This is a genomic window from Brevibacterium sp. W7.2 (assembly GCF_018137945.1).
Classification (GTDB): domain Bacteria; phylum Actinomycetota; class Actinomycetes; order Actinomycetales; family Brevibacteriaceae; genus Brevibacterium; species Brevibacterium sanguinis.
This window is the reverse complement of sequence record NZ_CP073089.1, coordinates 2,820,992-2,843,235: the sequence shown is the minus strand read 5'-3', so window position 1 is coordinate 2,843,235 and position 22,244 is coordinate 2,820,992. Positions and strand designations below refer to the sequence as shown.

At 68.7% G+C, this 22,244-nt stretch carries 18 protein-coding genes and 1 tRNA gene; 9 read left to right on the top strand and 10 right to left on the bottom strand.

The genetic code is table 11. The annotated features are described in order from the left end of the window. Nucleotides 1–98: 98 nt before the first annotated feature. A complete protein-coding gene (locus J9315_RS12825; protein WP_211978020.1) occupies nt 99–1,637 on the bottom strand; it encodes an alpha/beta hydrolase family protein in 1,539 nt (512 codons plus the stop codon). Nucleotides 1,638–1,696: 59 nt separating this feature from the next. Here J9315_RS12825 and menD point away from each other — a divergent pair, with 59 nt between their 5' ends. After that, nucleotides 1,697–3,463 (top strand): 2-succinyl-5-enolpyruvyl-6-hydroxy-3-cyclohexene-1-carboxylic-acid synthase, encoded by a 1,767-nt coding sequence (gene menD / locus J9315_RS12820; RefSeq protein WP_249120901.1) that lies wholly within the window; start codon nt 1,697–1,699, stop codon nt 3,461–3,463. A gap of 167 nt (nt 3,464–3,630) precedes the next feature. Here menD and J9315_RS12815 read toward each other — a convergent pair whose 3' ends face one another. Together J9315_RS12815 and J9315_RS12810 are read right to left on the bottom strand one after the other, a co-directional pair. Next, nucleotides 3,631–5,118: an HNH endonuclease signature motif containing protein gene (locus J9315_RS12815; protein WP_211978019.1), complete on the bottom strand. Its 1,488-nt coding sequence runs from the start codon at nt 5,116–5,118 to the stop codon at nt 3,631–3,633. Nucleotides 5,119–5,182: 64 nt separating this feature from the next. Further along, complete coding sequence (locus tag J9315_RS12810) at nt 5,183–6,547, bottom strand: isochorismate synthase (RefSeq protein ID WP_198500765.1); 1,365 nt, start codon at nt 6,545–6,547, stop codon at nt 5,183–5,185. A gap of 137 nt (nt 6,548–6,684) precedes the next feature. Between J9315_RS12810 and J9315_RS12805 the strand changes: the two genes are divergently transcribed. Genes J9315_RS12805 through J9315_RS12795 form a run of 3 tightly spaced genes read left to right on the top strand, consistent with a single transcriptional unit; the run spans nt 6,685 to nt 9,730 of the window. Continuing rightward, nucleotides 6,685–7,377, top strand: a complete 693-nt coding sequence (locus J9315_RS12805) for a demethylmenaquinone methyltransferase (RefSeq protein ID WP_198500766.1) — start codon at nt 6,685–6,687, stop codon at nt 7,375–7,377. Then, nucleotides 7,374–8,675: a geranylgeranyl reductase family protein gene (locus tag J9315_RS12800; protein WP_211978018.1), complete on the top strand. Its 1,302-nt coding sequence runs from the start codon at nt 7,374–7,376 to the stop codon at nt 8,673–8,675. Before J9315_RS12805 ends, J9315_RS12800 begins: the two co-directional genes overlap by 4 nt. 44 nt (nt 8,676–8,719) lie before the next feature. After that, complete coding sequence (locus J9315_RS12795; RefSeq protein WP_211978017.1) at nt 8,720–9,730, top strand: polyprenyl synthetase family protein; 1,011 nt, start codon at nt 8,720–8,722, stop codon at nt 9,728–9,730. A 1-nt stretch (nt 9,731) separates the two neighbouring features. Here J9315_RS12795 and rarD read toward each other — a convergent pair whose 3' ends face one another. Continuing rightward, on the bottom strand, nt 9,732–10,655 hold the full coding sequence (rarD, locus tag J9315_RS12790; RefSeq protein ID WP_211978016.1) for an EamA family transporter RarD: 924 nt from the start codon (nt 10,653–10,655) through the stop codon (nt 9,732–9,734). A gap of 175 nt (nt 10,656–10,830) precedes the next feature. Between rarD and J9315_RS12785 the strand changes: the two genes are divergently transcribed. After that, nucleotides 10,831–12,243 (top strand): FAD-dependent oxidoreductase, encoded by a 1,413-nt coding sequence (locus J9315_RS12785; protein WP_211978015.1) that lies wholly within the window; start codon nt 10,831–10,833, stop codon nt 12,241–12,243. Between the two features lie 11 nt (nt 12,244–12,254). Then, complete coding sequence (locus J9315_RS12780) at nt 12,255–13,184, top strand: RelA/SpoT domain-containing protein (protein ID WP_211978014.1); 930 nt, start codon at nt 12,255–12,257, stop codon at nt 13,182–13,184. Between the two features lies 1 nt (nt 13,185). Here the strand turns inward: J9315_RS12780 and J9315_RS12775 are convergent, their stop codons facing one another. Next, complete coding sequence (locus J9315_RS12775; RefSeq protein WP_249120900.1) at nt 13,186–13,971, bottom strand: alpha/beta hydrolase; 786 nt, start codon at nt 13,969–13,971, stop codon at nt 13,186–13,188. 45 nt (nt 13,972–14,016) lie between these two features. Here J9315_RS12775 and J9315_RS12770 point away from each other — a divergent pair, with 45 nt between their 5' ends. Beyond that, nucleotides 14,017–14,625 (top strand): TetR/AcrR family transcriptional regulator, encoded by a 609-nt coding sequence (locus J9315_RS12770; RefSeq protein ID WP_211978013.1) that lies wholly within the window; start codon nt 14,017–14,019, stop codon nt 14,623–14,625. Between the two features lie 18 nt (nt 14,626–14,643). Here J9315_RS12770 and metE read toward each other — a convergent pair whose 3' ends face one another. The 3 genes from metE to J9315_RS12755 all read right to left on the bottom strand — a co-directional run bounded on the left by metE (nt 14,644) and on the right by J9315_RS12755 (nt 18,702). Beyond that, entirely contained in the window at nt 14,644–16,965 is a 2,322-nt protein-coding gene (metE, locus tag J9315_RS12765) for a 5-methyltetrahydropteroyltriglutamate--homocysteine S-methyltransferase (RefSeq protein WP_211978012.1), read from the bottom strand. A 38-nt stretch (nt 16,966–17,003) separates the two neighbouring features. Further along, entirely contained in the window at nt 17,004–18,089 is a 1,086-nt protein-coding gene (locus tag J9315_RS12760) for a methylenetetrahydrofolate reductase (RefSeq protein WP_211978011.1), read from the bottom strand. A gap of 121 nt (nt 18,090–18,210) precedes the next feature. Further along, nucleotides 18,211–18,702, bottom strand: a complete 492-nt coding sequence (locus J9315_RS12755) for a YajQ family cyclic di-GMP-binding protein (RefSeq protein WP_211978010.1) — start codon at nt 18,700–18,702, stop codon at nt 18,211–18,213. A gap of 159 nt (nt 18,703–18,861) precedes the next feature. Here J9315_RS12755 and J9315_RS12750 point away from each other — a divergent pair. Then, nucleotides 18,862–18,943 (top strand) — tRNA-Tyr (locus tag J9315_RS12750). 159 nt (nt 18,944–19,102) lie between these two features. Beyond that, on the top strand, nt 19,103–19,654 hold the full coding sequence (locus tag J9315_RS12745) for a DUF1992 domain-containing protein (RefSeq protein WP_211978009.1): 552 nt from the start codon (nt 19,103–19,105) through the stop codon (nt 19,652–19,654). Between the two features lie 28 nt (nt 19,655–19,682). On the opposite strand, the gene J9315_RS12740 is transcribed toward J9315_RS12745, so the two are convergent. After that, entirely contained in the window at nt 19,683–20,879 is a 1,197-nt protein-coding gene (locus tag J9315_RS12740) for a M20 family metallopeptidase (RefSeq protein ID WP_211978008.1), read from the bottom strand. Then, nucleotides 20,876–22,048 carry a hypothetical protein gene (locus tag J9315_RS12735; RefSeq protein WP_211978007.1) on the bottom strand — a complete coding sequence of 391 codons (1,173 nt, stop codon included), beginning with the start codon at nt 22,046–22,048 and terminating at the stop codon, nt 20,876–20,878. Before J9315_RS12735 ends, J9315_RS12740 begins: the two co-directional genes overlap by 4 nt. Between the last annotated feature and the right edge of the window lie 196 nt (nt 22,049–22,244).

The following is a 22,244-nucleotide window of genomic DNA, read 5'->3' as shown; positions in this document are numbered from 1 at the left end:
ACCTTTCGAGTCAAAGTTCGGCCAGCACGGTCGGCTGGAGGGGGTAGTAGCTGGGAAACCGCTGGGTGGTGCGGTTGAGTTCAATCGTAGTCGAGGCCTCAGCGCGCATTCCCGCGCGATTGTGCCGGATCAGGCACATCCGTCTTCGGGTCGGACACATCGGCCAACCGGGCCTGGTGGTCGGCTGAGTCAGGACGGGCGGTGTCTGCGCTGGTCACCTCCGTCTCCGGTTCCGGCGCCGAGGCGATCCGGACCGTCGTGATCTCTTCCTGCCCGTGGGTGGCGAAGTGCTGCGTGCGCTTGCCCGGGATGATCGGGTCGTGCATCGCCGCGGCGAGGCGACCGGTGAACGTCAGCCGCCCCTTCTTGTCCGCCCGCTGCGGATACTCGTTGATCCCGGTCGGGCCCGTCACGGTGATGTCGTACTTGCGTCCCGGTTGGAAGAGGTCGGGGGTGCGCACGCGGAAGCTGCCGGTCCCGGTGAGGGAGAAGCCGGCGGCCGACACCGAGCCGAAGCGCACGATCTGTGCGCGGCGCCGGGAGATCTCGACCCGCCAGCCGTGGATGTCGAAGAGGGCGTGGCCGGTGAGGTAGGAGAACTCGCCTCCGTCGGCGACGCGCGAGCTCTCGTTCCCGCGGCGCCGGGAGGTCTGCGAGCTCTCATAGTTCCGGTGCCGGTCGAGGGTCGTCAGCCATGCCCCGAGTTCGCGCTGCCAGCTCGTCCAATTGTGCAGACCGGTGCTGCGGGGGAACCACGAATGCCGGATGCCCAGGGCGTTGAGGCGGGCGGAGAAGCGCTCGCCCTGCTGGTTGACGAGCGTCTCGAGGAGGTCCCGGTCCTTCGTCTCCTCGAGACTGCCGGATCCGGCGCTGAACCACAGGTCGATGTCGCGGAGGTTCTCAGCCAGCCCGTAGGGCGAGTTCGCGATCCATTCGCTGCGATCGGCGTCGCGATCGCCGAAGACCGACATCGACCGGGCGCCCTCGCGCATCGCGATGATGTCGAAGGCCGGCACCGCGGTGAGCGGGTCGAGCGGGGAGGAGAACGCCGCGGCCGCGCCGTAGCGGTCGGGATGCCAGGCCGCGTACTTCATCGCCCCGTACCCGCCCATCGACAGGCCGGCGAGCAGCTGGGACTCCCGGTCGGCGTCGATCGAATAGGTCTTGGCGAGGAACTCGGGGATCTCGGTGGTGTGGAACGTCGGCCAGTCGTGGACCTCGCTGCCGACGGCGACCCGCGAATAGGTGCCGGCGCCGCCGTCGGGCATGACGACGAGGTAGGGGGTGTCGGCGGTGAGCTCCTCGGCGGCACCGAAGTCCGTCCACGAGCGGAAGTCGTCACCGCCGCCGTGGAAGAGGTGGATGACGGGACTGACCTCGGCGGGGATGCCCGGCAGGAGGACGCGGACTCCGACGGTGCGGCCGAGGGCGGGGGAGTAGAGGAAGAATTCGCGCAGCCTCGGTGAGAGTTTGCGTTTGTCGCGGATGTGCCACCTGCGGGCGTCCTTGCCCCGGGGCTCGGGGCCGAGGAAGGCACTGTTCTGGTCGCGGACGGGGAAGCGGCCGCGGTATGAGCGGGCGGCCGTGAGCGATCGGACGGCGCGTGCTCCAACCGCTAAGAGGATCGATCGGCGCATGGAGCGAGCCTAGAGGGTCAACGTGAACCGCAGGTGGGTAAGTGGTTGAATATCGGGTGATGTCGAATTCGAGCGCAGTGGCGCAGCAGATCGCCCGCAGTCTGGTCGCAGCCGGAGTCAGGGAGGTCGTCCTCGCCCCCGGGTCCCGGTCCGCACCGCTCGTCTACGCGCTCGCCCCCCTCGCCGAGGCGGGGGTCATCCGCACGCACGTCCGCCTCGATGAGCGCGACGCCGGGTTCCTCGCGCTCGGTCTTGCGCGGGGTCTGCGGGTGAGGGGTGCGCAGACCGGAGAAGTCGCGTCTGCCGTGGCGCTCGTGACGACGTCCGGCTCGGCAGTGGCCAACCTCCATCCCGCTGTCCTCGAGGCCGCGTACGGGCACCTGCCGCTCATCGCCCTGACCGCGGACCGTCCCGCCAGGCTCCGAGGGACCGGCGCCAACCAGACCATCGATGACCAGGCGCAGGTGCTCAGCGATGTCCGTGCCCGTATCGATGTCCCCGCCGGCGAGGACACGGACGTTGTCGGCCGGATGGTGACCGGAGCGGTGCGCACCGCGGTGGGTCCGGTCGGTGGGACCGGCACCGAGGCGGCCGGACCGGTCCAGGTCAACGTCCAGTTCGACACCCCGCTGGTCCCGACGTCCGACGAACTGCGGGCGTGGACCGATGAGATCGCGGGATGGGATGGTGCCGGGACAGATGCTGCAGGGACGACGGCAGCTGCGCAAACTGAGGCTCCCTCGTTCGAGGTGACTGTCACCGAGGGAACCGTCATCGTCGCCGGCGATGCCGGCGGCCACTCTGCCGACCTGCTGCGAGCGCTCGCTGCCGATCGCCATCTACCGGTGCTCGCCGAACCGTCGAGTCCGCTGACACGGCCCATGGCGGGTGTCGCGACCTTCGTCCCGGCACACGCTCGGGTGCTCAGCGAACGGACGGACCTGAGAGATGCGATCCGGACGGTCATCGTCCACGGCAAGCCGACCCTGACGAGGCCCGTGGCCGCATTGCTCGCCGACAACTCCGTGTCGGTGCAGCGCGTTCCCGATGACATCGATGCGACCGTGCTGACTGTGTCTGACGACAAAAGAGCCGATAACACGGGAGCCGACGACAAAAGAGCCGACGACAAGCGAGCTGACGAGACGGCCTGGCTGCGCGACTGGATCGAGGCGGGAGAGGCCTTCGTCTCCTCCGCTGCGGAAAGCCCGTCGGCCGCGCAGACGAACCCTCCGTCGACCCCGCAGGCGAGTCCCCAGTCGACCGCTCGGGCGATCACCGAGCACCTCGCAGCCGAGGACATCACCCTTTTCGTCGCGAGTTCGAACTCGGTGCGCTACCTCAGCGACGCCACCGATCTCCCCGCCCGCATCCATGCGTCGCGGGGTTTGGCGGGCATCGACGGGCTCGTCTCCACGGCGACAGGGCTGTCTCTCGGACTGGAGGAGCGGGTCGTCCTCCTCATCGGCGATATCGCGCTGCTCCATGACGTCGGCGGGCTGCTCACCCCGGCGCACGAGCAGGCCGGCGACGTCGTCATCGTCGTCCTCAACGACGACGGCGGTGCGATCTTCTCAGGACTCGAACACTCGCAGGACCACATCATCGACCGCCTCGAGCGCTACTTCACGGTGCCCCACGGCAGACGCTTCGCCGACCTCGCCGCCGCGTACGGATGGGACCATGAGCAGGTGTCCACGCTCGAGGACTTCTCCGCCGTCTTCGCCGACGTCCAGGCCTGCTCGCAGTCCGCCGGCGGGCCCGGCACCCGCCGGACGATCATCGAAGTCGATCTCACCTCACCGCCGACCGATCACGACGCCTGACGCACCGGGCAGAGTTGTCGTGTTCACCCCGCACGGCAGCGACGGTGGCCACCATGCACGGCTGACCCGGCATCGCCGAGAACTTGCCCGGCGTCACACAGAGCTCGTCAAGCGTCGCCGAGAACTTGTCCGGCGTCGCACAGAGCTCGTCAAGCGTCGCCGAGACCTCACCCAGTGTCCCGCAATATCAACTCGCGATAGACCGACTCGACGGTGCTCGGTGATTCGACTGTGCTCGGCGCCTTGGCCTCGACACTGTCCGGCCTGATGGGAACAACTTCGACGGTCGGGACCTCACCTCCGGGCCGCCTCGGTGGGCCGTCTCGATTGCTTGGCGTGCTCCGGCCCCGGGCGCGCAGCTTCGTCACGAGCGGTGGTGTGTCCGTCCGGTAGCTCTCCCCGGTCGGGGTGGTGACGATGAGCGTGTCCGGAGTGGCCTCGTGCTTCCAGCCGGCCTTCTCCTTCGCGTAATTGCAGGCCGCACACAGTCCGGACGCGTTCTCCCACTCCGTGGTGCCCCCGTTGGCCACTGACTGCGCATGGTCGACGTGCTTGATCGGAGCGTCGCATCCCGGGGACCGGCACACGTCGTCGCGGAAGATCACCATCTTCCGCAGCTGACCGGTGAACTTCCGCGACTTCGAGTCCATGCCGACCAGCTGCCCGGTCGTCGGGGAGGTGAAGACCCGCCGGAGGAAGGTCTGCGCGTCGGATGCCGCGAGGAACTCCCGCGCCGTCTTCGCCGGCAGGGGACCATAGCCCGGGAGCCAGGCGGGCACTCGCCCGTCGGAGAAGAGGCTTTCGGCCTCCATGACCACGGCGACCTCGACCGGCACGTCGCCGGCTGCGCCCTGCCCGGTCAGCCGTTCGACGAAGAGGTCGGCCATGAGCTGCTTCTCATTGCGGCCCTCGGCCTCGCCGTCGGCGATTCGACTCAGTGCGGACTGGCGGAGGTGGTCGACGACGGCGATGCCTTCGACCATGGGCAACAGGGCGCTGATGCGGGCCATGCCGTCCTCGAGGTCGGCGAAGGATACGTGCCGGTCTGCCACGGCGACGTTGGAGCTCTCCCATTCGTAGGCGGGATCGTCGTCGACGCGGGCCTCATACGCGAGTGCCCGCACCTCACGGCTCAGGCGTCTGTTTCCGGCGTGGGTGAGGCGGTCCTTGAGCTCGTCATCGATGCGGATCCGCTGCTCGTGGGTGAGTCCGGCGGTGCGCTCGGCGACGGTTCGGGCGCGACTCTGCGGGATGTCCCCGCGAGCGAGGGCGGCGAAGGTATGCGGGAGATCGTCGACGAGCGCATGGGCGGTCGAAAGGAATCTCCGTCCTGAGGCCGGTGCCGTGTTCTTCGCATAGGCGACTTCGTGCCCGGCATACGTGCCGCGTTTGCTGGCAGGCACCTGATTCGCGGTGTCCTCGGCGACCCGATGGGCGTGCAGTGCGACGGCCTCGCTGGCTTGGACGGCGGCGATCGTCGCGGTGAGACGCTCGAGAAGACGGATGCGGTCCTGAGCCTCGCAGGCATTGGCCGAGGCGGCCAGATCGAGGAGCATGGCGGCGAAGCCTTCGACCTCACCGGCGAACTTCGGCGCGGCGAAGGAGAGTTCGGGTTCACCGTCCTCCGGAACAGCTGTGCCATCCTTCGCGTCCATACGACAACGCTACAGACCGGTCCTGACACGAGCTCAGAACTGACATGAGATCAGAACCGACCCCCTACTCCAACCCGAGCGCCCTCCGCATCGGGGCGAACTTCGCCTCCGTCTCGGCCACCTCGGTGGCGGGATCGGAATCGGGCATGATCCCGGCCCCGGCGAAGAGACGGATCCGGTTGCGGTCCTCGAGCTGTCCGCAGCGCAGCGCGATGCCGAACTGCCCGTTGCCGCGATCGTCCATCCAGCCCACCGGACCGGAGTAGCGGCCGCGGTCGAGGGGTTCGAGTTCGTCGACGCGTGCGACGGCGCTGGCCTGCGGGTATCCGCCGACGGCGGCGGTCGGGTGGACGGCGGCAGCGACGTCGAGGGCGTTGAGCCCGGAGTCCGCCGGCAGCTGCCCGGTGGCATCGGAGGCGGAGTGGATGACGTTGGCCAGGGGCAGCAGGTGGGGGCGTTCGTCGACGGAGACCTCGTCGGCGACGGATCCCAGGCTGCGCTGCAGGGAGGCGATCGCGAAGGCGTGCTCGGTGCTGTCCTTGTGCGCACTGAGCACCTGGCGGGCCGCGGCCATCTCCGTCGTCGGGTCGTTCTCGACTCGGTACGTGCCGGCGAGCACCCGGGAGGTCACGCGGCCGTGGTCGACGCCGATGAGCAGCTCCGGGGTCGCGCCGATGAGCCCGGCGACGTCGAACGTCCAGCAGCTCGGGTAGCTGCGGTTGAGCGCACCGAGCACGGAGCGCACGTCGATCTCCTCGTCGGTGGTGACGACCTCGTCGCGGGCGAGGACGACCTTGCGCAGGGTCGGGTCATCGGAGTCGGCATCGACTTCGGCCGCCCCGTCGACGGGGGTGAGCATGGCCGAGACGGTGGCGACGAGACGTGCCCACGTGTCCTCGTCGAGGTCGCCGGGGGAGGCGTGCGCCGAGGTGACCGGTCGCAGCGGCTGTTCGCGCAGAACCGGGGGTGCCGGGGTCGCGTCCTCGGTCGCGATCGTCGTCATCCACACGCGACCGCCTCGGCGCCCGATGACGAATTCGGGGATGTGGATGAGGGAGTCGACGGCGGAGTCCTGCGAGTACGTCACCGTCGCGAAGCACATCAGTCCCGACCCGAGGAGGTCGACCTCGTCCTCGATCACCGCGGCCGCGGTGATCGCCTTCCACGCGTCCGAGAGCTGCCGGAACCGGTCGCGTCCCCGCGCCCGGATGCGCAGGGTGCGGCCGAAGCCGATGAGTCCGGAGGTGTCTCGGACCCAGCAGGAGAACGCCGAGGTGGGCAGCAGTGCCAGCGTCTGCTCGACGGTCGTGGGCAGGTCGGATCCGAAGGGGAAGCCGGGCCCGGGGTCGACGTCGTCGACGAAGCGGGAGCGGACCTGCAGACGCGGGGTCGCGGTGGCGATGTCGGAGGCGGAGAGCGTCGTAGTCATGGCATGGCCACTGTATCCGAGCCTGCTCGCCGATCGCGGCACAGGGTCGGGCCCGGGTGCGCGGCTCGGCGCCGGGTGTGTGCAGGTGCACAGCGACTGATTCGCCCGCGGGCACCTCGTGTTGAGAGAATGAGGCCATGAACCGTGCCCAGCTGGACAAGCAGCCCGCTGACGTCGCCTCGATGTTCGACGACGTCGCCTCCCGTTACGACATCACCAACGACGTCCTCTCGCTCGGGCAGGCACGTGCGTGGCGGCGCAGCGTCTCCTACGCCGTGGCCGCAGGGCCGGGGGAGCGGGTCCTCGATCTCGCCGCCGGCACCGGCACCTCGTCGATGTCGTTCACCCATCACGGCGCCGAGGTGGTCGCCGGGGACATCTCCGAGGGCATGCTCGCCGAAGGTCGGCGCCGGCACCCGAAGATCGACTTCGTCTATGCCGATGCCCTCGATCTGCCGTTCGAGGATGAGAGCTTCGACGTCGTGACGATCTCCTTCGGCATCCGCAACGTCCATGACGTCGATCGGGCGCTGGCCGAGATGCTGCGCGTGCTCCGGCCCGGCGGCCGGCTCATCGTCTGCGAATTCTCCACTCCGACGTTCTCGCCGTTCGCCCGCGTCTACAAGGAGTACCTCATGCGGGCGCTGCCGCCCGTGGCCACCGCGGTGTCGTCGAACCCTGAGGCGTATGTCTACCTCGCTGAGTCGATCCGCGCGTGGCCCGACCAGGACGAGTTCGCCGTCCAGATTCGCGACGCCGGATTCGACCAGGTGAAGTACCGCAACCTCTCCGGCGGCATCGTCGCCGTCCACCACGCGCTCAAGCCGTGAACGAGTTCGACGCCGACGTCATCGTCGTCGGGGCGGGACCTGCGGGGTCGGCTCTCGGCACGTATCTCGCCCAGGCCGGGCACGATGTCGTCATCCTCGAGAAGTCGGGGTTCCCGCGGGACAAGATCTGCGGTGACGCGCTCACCCCGCGGGCGGTCAAAGAGGTCGGCTTCCTCGGCCTGCAGACTCCGGAGGACGAAGGCTGGCACCGCAACCGGGGACTGCGCCTCATCGGCGGAGGCCACCGGCTCGAGATCGCCTGGCCCGACATCGACGGCACGCCGAACTACGGGCTGACCCGCCCGCGGATGAGCATGGACGAGGCCTTCGCTCGGCATGCCCAGCGCTCGGGTGCCCGCCTGTTCGAGCAGGTCAAGGCCCTGAGCCCGGACATCGGCGAGGACGGATGGATCCGCGGAGTCCATGCCGCCGGAACCGATCATCGCGGTCGGCGGGTCGGACCCGACGCCCACTTCCGGGCGCCGATCGTCGTCGCCGCCGACGGCGTCTCCTCCCGCCTGGCCGTGGCGATGGGTCTGGAGAAGCGCGACGACCGGCCGATGGGAGTGGCGGTGCGCGCCTATCATTCCTCGCCTCGGCATGCCGATGACTTCATCGAGAGCTGGGTCGAGATGCGGTCGACGAACGCCGAGGGCCAGTCCGAGGTGCTGCCCGGCTATGGGTGGCTCTTCCCGATGGGCGACGGCACGATCAACATCGGCGCCGGTCTCCTCGACACCTCACCGCAGTTCGGCTCCGTCGACCTGCGGGCGGTGATCGGGCGGTGGATCGCCGACATGGGCGGCGAATGGGGGATCGACGAGACGACGGCGCTCGGGCCGATCAAGTCCGCGGCCCTGCCGATGGCGTTCAACCGCACCCCGCACTTCCACAAGGGTCTCCTCCTCATCGGCGATGCCGGGGGGATGGTCAACCCGTTCAACGGGGAGGGCATCGACTACGCCCTCGAATCCGCCCGCACCGCCGCCGAGGTGATCTCGACCTATGCCCGCTACCCGGAGCGGATCATGCGCAGCAAGCTCACCGAATACCCGGCGCTCATCGGGGATTCCCTGGGCGGTTACTTCACGTTGGGCAGGGTATTCGCTGCGATCATCGGCCATCCGGCACTGATGCACTTCGGAATCAAGTACGGTATGGGTGTTGACGTTGTGATGGAGTTCGTCGTCAGACTGCTGGCGAACCTCTACCGCGACCCCACGATGACCGAAGCCGATCTCATCGACCGGGTGATTGCCACCCTCACCCGGATCGTCCCGGCCACGAGCAACGCGTGAGCCCTGCAAGGTACCCTGCGATAACTATGACGAATGACGAGGACATGAGCCACCTAGCCTCTCCGGTGACTTTCATCGGTGCCGATGCCCAGCTCGCGGCCGACATCGCCGCACAGCTCGACATCGTCGAGCGGCGTCTCTACGCGGTCACCGACCAGACGCGGAAGCTGCCCGACACCGCTTCGAAGCATCTGCTCGCCGCCGGCGGCAAACGTGCCCGCCCGAACCTCGTCCTCCTCACCGCCCGCCTCGGGCAGCCGCAGTGCGACGAGGTCATCGAGGCCGCCGTCGCCGTCGAGCTCATCCACCTCGCCTCCCTCTACCATGACGATGTCATGGACGACGCCCCCGTGCGCCGGGGTGCCCCGGCCGCCCACGAGGTGTGGGGCAATTCGGTGGCGATCCTCACCGGCGACCTCCTCTTCTCCAAGGCCTCGCTCGTCACGGCGGGTCTCGGACCGGAGGCCGTGAAGATCGAATCGGAGACCTTCGAGCGCCTCGTCCTCGGGCAGCTCGCCGAGTTCGCCGGTCCCACCGAGGACGAGGATCCGATCGCGCACTACATCGACGTCCTGGCGGACAAGACGGGGTCGCTCATCGCCGCCTCGGCGCAGTTCGGCGTGATGTTCTCCGGTGCCGATCCGGCGCTGGTCGAACCGGTGCGGATCTTCGGGGAGAAGGTCGGCATCGCCTTCCAGCTCGCCGATGACATCATCGACCTCACGACGACCGGTTCCCAGTCGGGGAAGACGCCGGGCACCGACCTGCGCGAGCGCGTCCCGACCCTGCCCGTGCTCTACGTGCGTGCCGCGGCGGAGAAGGGCGACGCCGAGGCGGTGCGCATCGTCGGTCTCCTCGACGCCGATCTCAGCTCGGACGAGGCGCTCGAGACCGCCCGCGCTGCGCTCGCCGCGCACCCGGTGACGGATGAGGCCCGCGCCGAGGCGGTGCGCTGGTCGCAGGCGGCCAAGGATGCCCTCGCCCCGCTGCCGGAGGGCATCGTCAAGGACTCCCTCTTCGAGTTCGCCGACTCCGTGGTCTCCCGCTCGCGCTAGATCACCCTGTCGTCGGGGGCCGGCGGCTCTGCCGGATCATGTCCGTGCACAGGAGGATGACGGCGATCCAGATGATGAGGAAGCCGATCCAGCGCGTCACCGACATCGACTCGCCGAGGATGGTGATGCCGATGATGAACTGCAGCGTCGGTGCGATGTACTGGAGCATGCCGATCCACGACAGGGGGATCCGTCTGGCGGCGGCACCGAAGAGGATGAGCGGAATCGCCGTCGCCGGTCCCGTCGCGAGGACGATGACGACGTGGAGGGCGCCGAAGCCGGTGAACGTCTGCGTGCCGGCCGCGGCGAGGAAGCCGAGGTAGGCGAGGCTGGGGATGGCGAGGATCGCCGTCTCGACCGTCATCCCCTCGAGCGCGCCGATCCTGCCGCCCACCTTGTTCTTCACGAGCCCGTAGAACCCGAAGGACAGGGCCACGGAGAACGCCAGGTAGGGCACGCGGCCGAGCCCGAGACCGACGATGATGACGGCGACGAGCCCGAAGCCGACGGCCGCCCACTGCAGGGGCCGCAGCCGCTCCCCGAGGAAGACGACGCCGAGGCCGATCGAGATGAGCGGATTGAGGTAGTAGCCCAGGGAGATCTCGACGAGGTGGCCGGTGTCGATGCCGTAGATGAACGTCGTCCAGTTGATCGCGATGAGCACCGCGGCCAGCGCGAGCAGCCAGAACGTCCGGCCGGAGCGCATGATCGCCCACGTCCGGGCGAAGCCGCGGGCGAAGACGAGGAGGATCGCGCAGAAGATGAGCGCCCAGATCACCCGATTGGCGACGAGTTCGAGCGCGCTCGTCGGAGCCGCGGCGGCGAAGAGCAGCGGGAGCAGACCCCAGAGCAGGTACGCCGACGAGCCGTAGATGAGTCCGAGGCGCCGGAAGGCGCTCTCGTCAGGAGCGGCAGGAGTGTTCACAACGAAAGTCTAGGTTTCTCTCAGAAATTCGGTGACCACCGTCTGCTCGACGGACGGGCCCTGCTCTGCCGGGGCCGAGTCCGCCGTGACCAGGCGTGCGACGTTCGTCACGTGAGTGTTAGGAGAACCTATATAGGCGATAGAATCGTATCCGAATGTCTAGAGAGGTGTGAGAATGACTCGTCCGTTCCGTGTGGCCATTGTGGGTGCTGGTCCTGCCGGTATCTATGCGGCTGATCTGCTGACGAAGGCTGAGCGTGATTTCGACGTCAGCATTGATCTCTTCGAGCGTCTGCCGACGCCGTTCGGTCTGGTCCGGTACGGGGTGGCGCCGGATCATCCGCGGATCAAGGGCATCATCAACGCCCTGATCAAGGTCCTCGACAGGGGAGACATCCGGATGTTCTCCAACGTCGAGTACGGAGTCGACATCGCCCTGGACGAGCTCACCGATCGCTACGACGCCGTGATCTTCTCCACCGGCTGCTTCGTCGATGCCCCGCTCGACCTCCCCGGCGTCGACCTCCCCGGTTCCTACGGTGCTGCGGACTTCGTCAACTGGTACGACGCACACCCCGATGTGTCCCAGGACTGGCCGCTCGAGGCTGAGCAGGTCGCGGTGATCGGCAATGGCAACGTCGCACTCGACGTCGCTCGCGTGCTCGCCAAGCAGGCCGATGACATGCATGACACGGAGATCCCGGACCATGTCTACGAGGGTCTGAAGTCCTCGAAGGTCACCGACGTCCATGTCTTCGGGCGCAGGGGTCCGGCGCAGGCGAAGTTCACCCCGCTCGAGCTGCGGGAGCTGGGCCATGTCGCCGACGTCGATGTCATCGTCTACCCGGAGGACTTCGAGTTCGATGAGGGGTCGATGGCGGCGATCGAGTCATCGAATCAGGTCAAGCAGGTCGCGAAGACGCTGACCGATTTCACGATGCGCGAACCCACCGGGGCGAAGCGTCGGCTGCATCTGCACTTCCTTCACGCACCCGCGGAGATCCTCGGCGATGGGAAGGTCGAGGCTCTGCGCACGGAGCGTCAGGAGCTCGACGGGACGGGGAACGTCCGGGGCACGGGCGAGTTCGTCGACTGGCCGGTCCAAGCGGTCTACCGCGCCGTCGGCTATGCCGGCTCCGCACTGCCGCAGCTGCCGTTCGATCCGCGCCGCGGGGTGATCCCGAACCATGAGGGTCGCGTCGTCGACGCCGTGGATCAGAGCGAGGCGGCCGAGTCCGATGTCGTCGCCGGCGTCTACAGCACCGGGTGGATCAAGCGGGGCCCGGTGGGTCTGATCGGGCACACGAAGGGCGATGCCCTCGAGACGATCTCCCACATCCTCGCCGACCGCGCCGCCGGCGTGCTCGCCGAGCCGGTCGCTCCCGCCGAGGACTCGATCGTCGAACTGCTGCAGGCCAAGGGCGTCGAGTTCGTCGACTGGCAGGGCTACCACCGGCTCGATGCCGCCGAACGGGCCGCCGGAGCCGTCGAGGGCCGTGAACGGGTGAAGATCGCCACCCGCGAGGGAATGCTGGCCGCCGCCCGCGACCACGCTGCAACCGCCTCGGCGCCCGTCTCCGGTCACTGAACCGACCCCGCGTGAACGCCGATTCCGACCTCCGACGACACGTCGATGCCGCCTACGCTGAGCGGCTCGACGTGTGGGAGGCGACGGCGACGCGGATCAAGGTCTGGCTCAAGGAGCAGCAGCGGGGCCTGCTCAAGGACAAGGACATCTCGCGACTCGACGTCGACGGTCACCGGATCAAGGATCCGGCGCGCACCCTCGCCAAGCTCGCAGAGAAGGTCGCTGCCGAACCGGACGTCACGGTCACCTCGGCGATCGATGTCGAAGACCAGATCAGGGACATCGTCGGGGTCAAGGTCCTCTGCAAGTCCCCGCGGGACCAGAAGATGATGTTCACCTCCCTCTGCGACCCCGCGCAGCTGGGAGCGTTCGAACTCATCGAAGAGAAGAACTACGTCGATCACCCCAAGGCCAGCGGCTACCGCGCGTGCCACGTCACCCTGCGCATCCCCTCCGACCACGGGGAACCGGTGTACGCGGAGGTCCAGGTGAAGACGCGGCTGCAGGATGCGTGGGGCGAGCTCACGCACGAGGACATGTACAAGCCGGGCGCGGCGATGAAGCCGAGCGAGCTCCACGGCGAGTTCGCCCGTGCGATGGCGAACATGCTCGCGACCGTCGACGAGATGGCCGACACCCTGGCCGTCGAGCTCTCGGCGCTGACGAACCCGGAGCCCGAGACCGGTGTGCTCGCCGGGGCCGAGGAACGCCGTGCCGTCGACGTTCGGGTCCGGGCGACCGGCCCGAAGTACGCGCTCGCCGTCGACTCCGACGGCCGTCAGGGCCTCATCCCCGCGTTCGCGGTGCGCGAGCTCAGCGGGGAGAAGGGCACGATCAAGGTCAGCGACTTCGTCCGCGTCGACGATCGCCTTCATGTCAGCGTCGAAGAGGACTCGAAGGGCCTCTACTACATCCCCACCGAGCTGTCGCGCGGAGCGTAGCTCACCGCAGAGCGTCGACGAGGGCCGCGAGTCCGCTGGGATCCTCGAGATGCGCCATATGCCCCTGGCCGGGCACGGTGTGGGTGCGTGCCCGCGGGGTGAGGCTGAGGACGTCGGCGACGCTCGTCCCATAGGGGGCGGCGCCGAGGTCGTCCTCCCCGACGAGGACATCGATGCGGTGCGCGCGGGCCCCGAATTCGGCCGGCACCGCGGCGGTGGCGATCGCGCGCAGTTCCGGATAGAGGGGGCGTGCGAGCTCCTCGAGCATCCGCCACGCCCGTTCGTTCGCGCGCAGGCCCGCGACATGGTCGGCGTCGAATCCCGAGACGTCGACGTTGATGATCTCCACGGCCGCGTCCCAGTCCTCGGCCTCATGGGCTGCCTTGAGCACTGGCAGTGCGTGCTCACCGAAGGGCGCCATGACGGGTTCGTAGGCGATGACGTGGTCGAGGCGGCGATCGTTGGCCGTGTGCAGGCCGACGAGTCCGCCGAAGCTCCACGCGAAGAGCTGCCGGGCAGCGAAGACGTCGAGGACAGCACCGAGGTCGGCCACCTCGGTGAGGAGCGAATGACCCTCCGGCAGCTCCGACGACGGGGCCCGCCCGCGCCGATTGACGACGATGACGCGCGCCCAAGCGGTGAGGGCTGCGGCGAACCGACGCCATGCCCGCGCATCGCTCATCACCCCGGGCAGAACGACGAGCGAGTCGGCCGGTTCGCCCTCGGGATCGCCGTAGACGTCGACGGTGAGATGGCCGTCGGCAAGAGGAATCGTTTTCTGAATCATCTGCTCCATAAGTCAATTATGGACCGACTGCTCTAGAATTCAAGGATGATGCGTGGACGACCTCCGGCCTTCGAGCGGGACCAGGCGCTGCTCGAGGCGGCGCGGCTGTTCTGGCGTCACGGGTATTCCGGCACGTCGACGCGGGCGCTCACCTCGGCGATCGGCATCTCGAGTTCGAGCCTCTACGCCGCATTCGGGAGCAAGGCCGGTCTCTTCGCCGAGGCGGTCGAGGTCTACGCTCAGCGCTATGCCGAGATCTACCGGCGAGCCGTCGCCGCGGATGCGATCGGCGAGGTCGTCGAGACGCTGCTGCGGGAGTCGATCATCGAGTTCACGCAGGATCCCGCGGTCCATCCCGGGTGCATGGTGACGAGCGCGATCATCACGGACTCGGCGGAGGCGAGCGATGCGGGAGAGATCATCAGCGCCATGCAGGCGGAGAACGCGCGGCTGCTGCACGCCCGAATCACCCGGGCCGTCGAGGACGGCGAGCTGCCGGCCGACGCGTCCCCGACAGCGCTCACCGACGCCGTGCAGGCCGTGTGGCTGGGGCTCTCCGCCCAATCGAACCAGGGCATGAGCCGCGAGCGGCTGCTGCGCGCAGCCGATCTCGCCGCCCATGCCCTGTGGGGGACCTGCACCGCCGAGGCGTGAGCGCGACTCAGCCCGGGATCACCCGGAGGCCCGGCCTGCCCGGACGCCGGTCAGCACCGCGTCCCGTGCCGCCACGAGGTTCGCCAGAGCCGGCTCCACCTCGGCGTACCCGCGGGTCTTGAGGCCGCAGTCGGGGTTGATCCACAGCCGCCTGGCGTCGACGGACTCGAGCGCGGTCTCGATGAGCTCGGTGAGCTCGACGACGCTCGGCACCCTGGGGGAGTGGATGTCGTAGATGCCCGGCCCGATGCCGCGGGCGAAGTCCGCCGCGGCGATGTCGGCGAGGACCTCCATGCGCGAGCGGGCGGCTTCGATGCTCGTGACGTCGGCGTCGAGGGCGTCGATCGCCTCGATGATCTCCCCGAACTCCGAATAGCACAGATGGGTGTGGATCTGCGTGGCCGGCGCCGCCTGAGCTGCGACGAGGCGGAACGAGCGGACCGACCAGTCGAGGTAGGCCGCGCGATCGGCCCGGCGCAGGGGCAGGAGTTCACGGAGCGCCGGCTCGTCGACCTGGATGATGCCGATGCCCGCGGCTTCGAGGTCGGCGACCTCATCGGCCAGCGCCAGCCCGATCTGATCCGCGGACTCCTGGAGGGTGACGTCCTCGCGGGCGAACGACCACGCGAGGATCGTCACCGGGCCGGTGAGCATGCCCTTGACCGGCTTCGTCGTCCGGGACGCCGCGTACGTCGACCAGGCGACGGTGATCGGCTCCGGGCGGGAGACGTCACCGAAGAGGATCGGCGGCCGCGTGCAGCGGGACCCATAGGACTGGACCCAGCCGTTCTCCGTCGTCGCGAACCCGTCGAGGTGCTCGGCGAAGTACTGGACCATGTCGTTGCGCTCGGGTTCGCCGTGGACGATGACATCGAGACCGAGGCGCTCCTGGAGGTCGACGGCACGGTCGATCTCCGCCCGCATCGCCGCTTCGTAGGCCGCGGCGTCGATCCGCCCCGCACGATGGTCGGCTCGGGCCCGCCGCACCTCGGCGGTCTGGGGGAACGAACCGATCGTCGTCGTCGGCAGCACCGGCACCGCGATGGCCTCCTGGGCGAGGGCCCGGTCTGCTGCCGCGCCGCGGCGACCGTCGTGGCCGGCCACCGCGGACACGCGTGCCGCCACGGCCGGGTTGTGGACCCGGGCGGATTCGCGGCGCGTGCGCAGCGCCCGGTCGGCCCGGGCGAACGCCGTCTGGCGGGCCTGCTGGCCGTCACGGAGGGCGGCGGCCAGCGCCTCGACCTCGGTGACCTTCTCCTCGGCGAAGGAGAGCCACCCGGCGACGTCGACGGGGAGATTCGGCTCGTCGGCGACCGTGTGGGGGACGTGGAGCAGGGACGTCGACGTCGAGACGCTCACCTCATCCCGACCCAGCCCGGTGAGGACGTCGAAGGTCGCGGTGAGGTCGTCGGCCCAGATGTTGCGACCGTCGATGGCTCCGGCGACGAGGCGGATCGACGCGGGCACTTCGGCGGTGATCCGGTCGAGCCAGGTGGGATCGAGGCGGCGGGTGGCCGCGGAGACGTCGACCCCGAGGGCGGCGATCCCCGAGTGCGCGAGTGCCGGCAGACCCGCCTGGAGCGAGCCGTATGGGGTGACAACGAGGAGTTTCGTGTGCGTGAGCGCTGCGGTCAGGGTGCCGTAGACCCGGGCGGCCGCCTCGGCGAGTTCGTCATCGCTTGACTCGTTCGCATCGGCGACGAGGGCGGGTTCGTCGAGCTGCACCCATTCGACGCCGGCCGCGGCGAGGACGCTGATGACGTCGAGGTAGACGGCCGTGAGCTCGTCGAGGCGGTCCAGCGGTGCCGTCGTCGTGCCCGGTGCGGTCTTCGCGAGGGTGAGGAGCGTGACCGGGCCGACGAGGACGGGACGGACCCGGTGCCCGGCGGCGCGCGCCTCGGAGACGAGGGTGAGGAGGTGCTGCGGGTGGGCCTTGAACTGCGTCGAATCCTCGAGTTCGGGGACGAGGTAGTGGTAGTTCGTGTCGAACCACTTCGTCATCTCCAGGGGCGAGCGGTCGGCGGTGCCGCGGGCCAGGGCGAAGTATTCGCCGAGGTCGAAGTCGGTGCCCAGCGTCGCCGACGGGATGAGGCCGACGGTGAGCGCGGTGTCGAGGACGTGATCGTAGTGGCTGTAGGTCGCGGGGATCGCGTAGTCCTCGGTGAGGCCGAGTTCGGCGAGGCGGTGGTAGGTCTGGACGCGGTGGGCGCGCACGGACTGGGCGAATTCGTCGGCGTCGATGCGGCCGGCCCAGAACCGTTCGAGCGCGGTCTTGAGTTCGCGCCGGCGGCCGATGCGGGGGTAGCCGGTGATCGTTGCGGTGGGAAAGGGGGTCGTCATGATGTCTCCTTCGCAGAGTGGGGTGGATGTGGTGCGCCTCAGAGCGCGGGCACGGGGGTGGGGTGGAGTGAGACGCCGAGGCGGTCGAGCGCTGCGAGCAGGTCGATCGTCGTCGTCCGGTCGTTGAAGGTGTAGAAGTGCAGTCCGGCGGCGCCCTGGTCGAGGATCGTCGCGACGTGCTCGGCGGTCATCTCGAGTCCGATGCGGCGCTGGGCCTCTGGGCTCGCGGCTCCGTCGAAGCGGGCGAGGAGGTGGTCGGGCACCGGGAGTTCGGCAAGCCTGCTCATCGTGTGCAGGCGGCGGATGTCGGTGATCGGGAGGATGCCGGGAATGATCGGCATGGTGATCCCGGCGAGGTCCGCACGGCGGCGGAGCCGGGCGAAGTGGCCCGGGTCGAAGAAGAGCTGAGTGATGGCGAAGTCCGCGCCGAGGCGCTGCTTGGCGGCGAGGACATCGAGGTCTTCGTCGGGACCGGAGGACTGTGCGTGCCCGGACGGGTAGGCTGCGACCCCGATCCCGAGGCGCCCGGCGGCGAGTTTGGCCGTGTGCTCGGCTTCGATGGTCCGCAGCAGGTGGACGAGGGCGTCGGCGTGGGGGAGGTGCCCGGCGGGGACGCGGTCGGTGCCGGTGGGGAAGTCCCCGCGAATGGCGAGGAATCCGCGCACTCCGGCGCCGAGGAGGTGGCGGATCCAGCCGCGCAGCTCGTCAGCGGTGCCGGCGGTGCAGGCGAGGTGGGCGAGCGGCCGAAGCTCCGTGGTCTCGCTGATGATGCGGATGAAGTCGGCGGTGCCGTGCAGCCAGTTGCTCTTCGCCGAGCTCGTCACCGCGAGATAGTCGGGGTGAAGCTCATCGAGGAGGGCGAGGAGTTCGAGGGTGCCGGCCGCCTGCGCCGCACTGCGGGGCGGCATGACCTCGAAGGAGAGCGCGAGGGGGTGGCGGCGCTCGGAGTCGGGTTCGGGGTGGGGGAGGCTGACCGGCGCCGAGGCGGAGGCGCGGGGCTCGCGGACCGCTGCGCCGGCGTCGGGGTGGGGTTGCGATGGGCGACGGTCGATCGGCGGTCGCCGGTCGACGTCGCGGAATGAGGAGTCGAGGGCAGGATCCGGATGTGTCAGTGATGTGGACATGCCGACATCGTGCCAAGGTCGGCATGTCCACCGCGCCGCTCATGGCGCACGGCGTCACGGTTCGACTTATGTCGGACGCACGCGGTCGCGCGAGGTCATGAACGGTCGGAATCCGTCATGGTCACCGGTAGTTGGTGAACTGCAGGTCGACGTCGAGGTCCTTGCCCTTGAGGAGGGCGATGACCTCCTGGAGGTCGTCGCGCTTCTTCGAGCTCACGCGCAGCTCGTCGCCCTGGATCTGCGCCTTGACCCCCTTGGGTCCTTCGTCGCGGATGATCTTCGAGATCTTCTTCGCCTCGTCCTTGTCGATGCCCTCCTTGAGGGAGGCGTCGATGCGGTACTCCTTGCCTGATGCGTAGGGCTCACCCGAGTCGAGGGACTTCAGGGAGATGCCGCGCTTGACGAGCTTCGACTGGAAGACGTCGAGGACGGCCTTGACGCGTTCGTCGCTGTTGGCCTTCATGAGGACGGCTTCCCCGCTCCACGCGATCGAGGCGTCGGTGCCGCGGAAGTCGTAGCGGGAGTTGACCTCCTTCGCCGCCTGGTTGAGGGCGTTGTCGGCCTCCTGGCGGTCGACCTTGCTGACGATGTCGAATGATGATTCGCTGGCCATGGAAGCTCCTTCTTCAGGTGATAGCGATGCCGGTCGGAACCCGTGCCTGGTCTGCAGTCGAGTCTAGTCGAGAGGGGCCGGTGTGACCTGCGTCAACCGAGTTGGCAATCGCGACACGGGCCTAGTATTCTTCTTGAGTGCTCTTCGAGCGCCAACTGCGGCAGATTGCCCGAGCGGCCAAAGGGAGCTGACTGTAAATCAGCCGGCATTGCCTTCGCAGGTTCGAATCCTGCATCTGCCACGCAGACTCACAGGGCCCGATGTTCAGCGGAAACGCGTGACCATCGGGCCCTGTGGCGTTCCCGCCTAGTTCAGCTCTGATTCCGACATCGGCTGCCCCGCATTGTCAGGCCCGAATCCACCCCCTACCGTGGAGAGCACCACAGTGGAGGGGGCAGCGATGGGAGCGAAGGAACCACCTCGGCGGATGAATTCGCTGGCCGACCGAGACGCGGTCGCGGAATCCGCGATCGACAAGGCCGTCAGACGCGGCGACTTCGACAACCTGCCGGGCATGGGCAAGCCGCTCAAAGGCCTCCACAGCTCCGAGGACCCCGACTGGTGGATCAAGCAGAAGCTCGACGCCGAGGACATCAGCGGCGTCGCCCCCGCCGCCTTCCAGGTGCGCAAGGAGAGCGCCGTCCTCGAGGACACGCTCGATGCATTCGCCAAGGAGTCGGATGTCCGCGACTATCTCACCGGGTTCAACGCCCGGGTGCGCGAAGCCGTCCTCGACCTCCGCACCGGACCGCCGGTCTTCACCCCGCCCCGCGACATCGACGCCGAGGTGGTCGCCTGGCGACAGCGCCGCACCGCCCTGCGCGCGGCAGCCGAATCTGCGGCCGCAGACTCTGCCGCAGCTGAGGACCCAGCGCCCGCCGAGGAGCACATCGACCCTGATCAGCCGGGACGCCGACGACCGCGGTGGTGGCGCCTCCGCCGGAAGCGCTAGGCCGGGCGCCGGAAGCCCTGGAGCAGCCCTAGGCCAACCGCGTGATCGCGAGGTGGCTGAGGATCGCGGCCTGCTCGGTGAGCACCGTGTCGTCGAAGATGACGAACGGGGAGTGGTTGTCGCCCTGCTGCTCTGCCGGCACATCGGTGCGCCCGGCACCGAGCATCATGTACGTTCCGGGCACCTCGGCGAGGACGAAGGAGAAGTCCTCACTCGCCATGATCGGCTGCGCAACCACCTCCACCCGATCGGCGCCGAGGAGGTCACGCAGCCGGTCGACAGCCCACGCGGTCTCGGCGTCGTCGTTGACGGTGACGGGATACTGGACCTCGAAGTCCACCTCGGCGGTGCACCCGTGGGCGGCCGCAATGCCCGTGGCCAGCTGCGTCGCCTGATCCCGTACGGTCTCCAGCGAGGCCTGCGAGAGCGTGCGCACCGTCGCCCCCAGCGATGCCTGCTCCGGGATGATGTTGACCGCCTCGCTGCCGCTCAGCTGCGTGACCGTGAGCACGACGGGATCGAAGAGGTCGACGCGCCGGGTGACCATGGTCTGCAGGCCGGTGACGATCTCCGCGAGCGCCGGCACCGGATCGACGGCCTGGGTCGGCTGCGAACCGTGCCCGCCGCGCCCGTGCACCGTGACCTGCAGGACGCTCGAACCGGCCTGCAGGGTTCCAGGCTTCGTCGAGACGATCCCGCGCTCACTGGTGTTGACGTGCACGCCGAAGGCGGCGATCGCCCGTGACCCGGCCGCGTCGAGCACGCCCTCGTCGATCATCACCGAGGCCCCGTTGAACCCCTCCTCGCCGGGCTGGAACATCGCGACGACATCGCCTCTGAGTTCGTCGCGGTGGGCCGCGAGCAGGCGCAGCGCTCCGACGAGACCGGCGGTGTGAAGGTCGTGGCCGCATGCGTGCATCGCCCCGTTCGTCGCCGCGAACGGCTCGGCGGTCGCCTCGGTGAGCGGCAGGGCGTCCATGTCCCCGCGCAGCAGGACCGCGGGTGCGTCGGCGCTGCGGTCCGGGTGGGTGCCTCGGAGGACGGCGACCACCGAGGTGGTTCCCGTTCCCGTCGTCACCTCGACGTCGAGGTCGGCGATCGCCTCGAGCACCGCGGCCTGTGTCCGCGGCAGGTCGAGACCGACCTCGGGGTGGGCGTGGAGGTCGCGCCGCAGCGCGGTGAGGTCGGGAAGGAGGGCGGCCGCCTCGGCGAGGAGATCTCTCACAGCAGACCCACGAGGACGCTGGCGATGACGACGGACCCAGCGCTCACCGAGGTGAATCCGCCGACGAGCATCGGCGGGAGCATGACGTTGAGGAGGGCCTCCTTCTCATCGTCGTCGCGGGCGATCGACCGGGCGACCTCATTGGTGAGCAGGTAGTCGGCGGGGAAGCCGTACATCGCCGTCAGGGCCACGGACATGCCCAGCGGCGCCCGCCAGCGCAGCAGCTTCGTCGCGATGAACCCGCCGATGACGATGCCGGCGCCGCCGACGACGAGGATCGTCACGGTCGGCAGGAAGGCGCGGAGGACGTCCTCGACGGACGCGGTCACGAGCGGGGCCATGACGATCGCGATGACACCGGCCATCGCGATGCCGAACGAGTTCGAGCGCTCCATCGCCCTGTCCGGGGACAGCCCGATCGCGGTGGCGAGGATGCCGAGGATGAGCGCGAGGATCGACGACGGGATCTGCGTGGGAATCGCGAGCAGGGTGGCCAGGGAACCGCCGACGAGGATGAGGAAAAGCATGAACAGCTGATTGTCGACGAGGTAGGAGGGCAGGGTGATGAGCTTCTTCTTAGTCGCCGCCTCCTGTTCCTCCTCGTGGTGGGCCAGCGCCATCTCGTGGAGTTCGCCGCTGTCGCGCAGCTTCGTCGCATACCGGCGCAGGAGGAAGTTCGTCAGCGGCATCGACGGCAGCGACTGGAGCATGAGGACGAGCGCCGGGAGGACGATGATCGACGAGGCGGCGCCCGCGGCGGTCAGGCCCTCGGTCGTCAGGCTCGTGGCGACGATGCCGCCGGCCAGCGGGCCGGACCCGGCGACGAATGTCTCGAAGCCGAAGAGCGGCGCGACGATGAAGAGGATGAGGAGGACGGCGACGAGCATGCCGGAGACAGCGATGATGACCGAACGCCACTGCTTGAGCATGATGCGCAGGGGGATGAGAGTGCCCATGTGGAAGAGCAGCGGGGCGACGAGGATCGTGTAGATCTGGACGAGCATCGAGTCGTCGACGACGGATTCGGGCACGATGCCGATCTTCGCGAAGATGAAGACGCCGAGCATCGCGACGAGCAGGCTGGGAATGCGGGCCTTCGACCAGATCGAGACCAACTCGCCGAGGGCGATGAAGGCGAGGAGGATCGTGGCGGCGAAGATGGCCTCCATGGCGAACCTTTCGTCAAGCGACAGGGTGGTGGAGCGGTTGCGGACTGCGGTGGTGCGGTGTCGGATCGGAGAATCGCCATCCCGGATTCCGAGATGTTCACCGATTCTCAGAAGCGTACGTTACTCCTGGGCGGCGGGGATAGAGCACCGAGTATCCAGAATGCAAGATCGGCGATGTTCTCCGATTCGCGTGCGT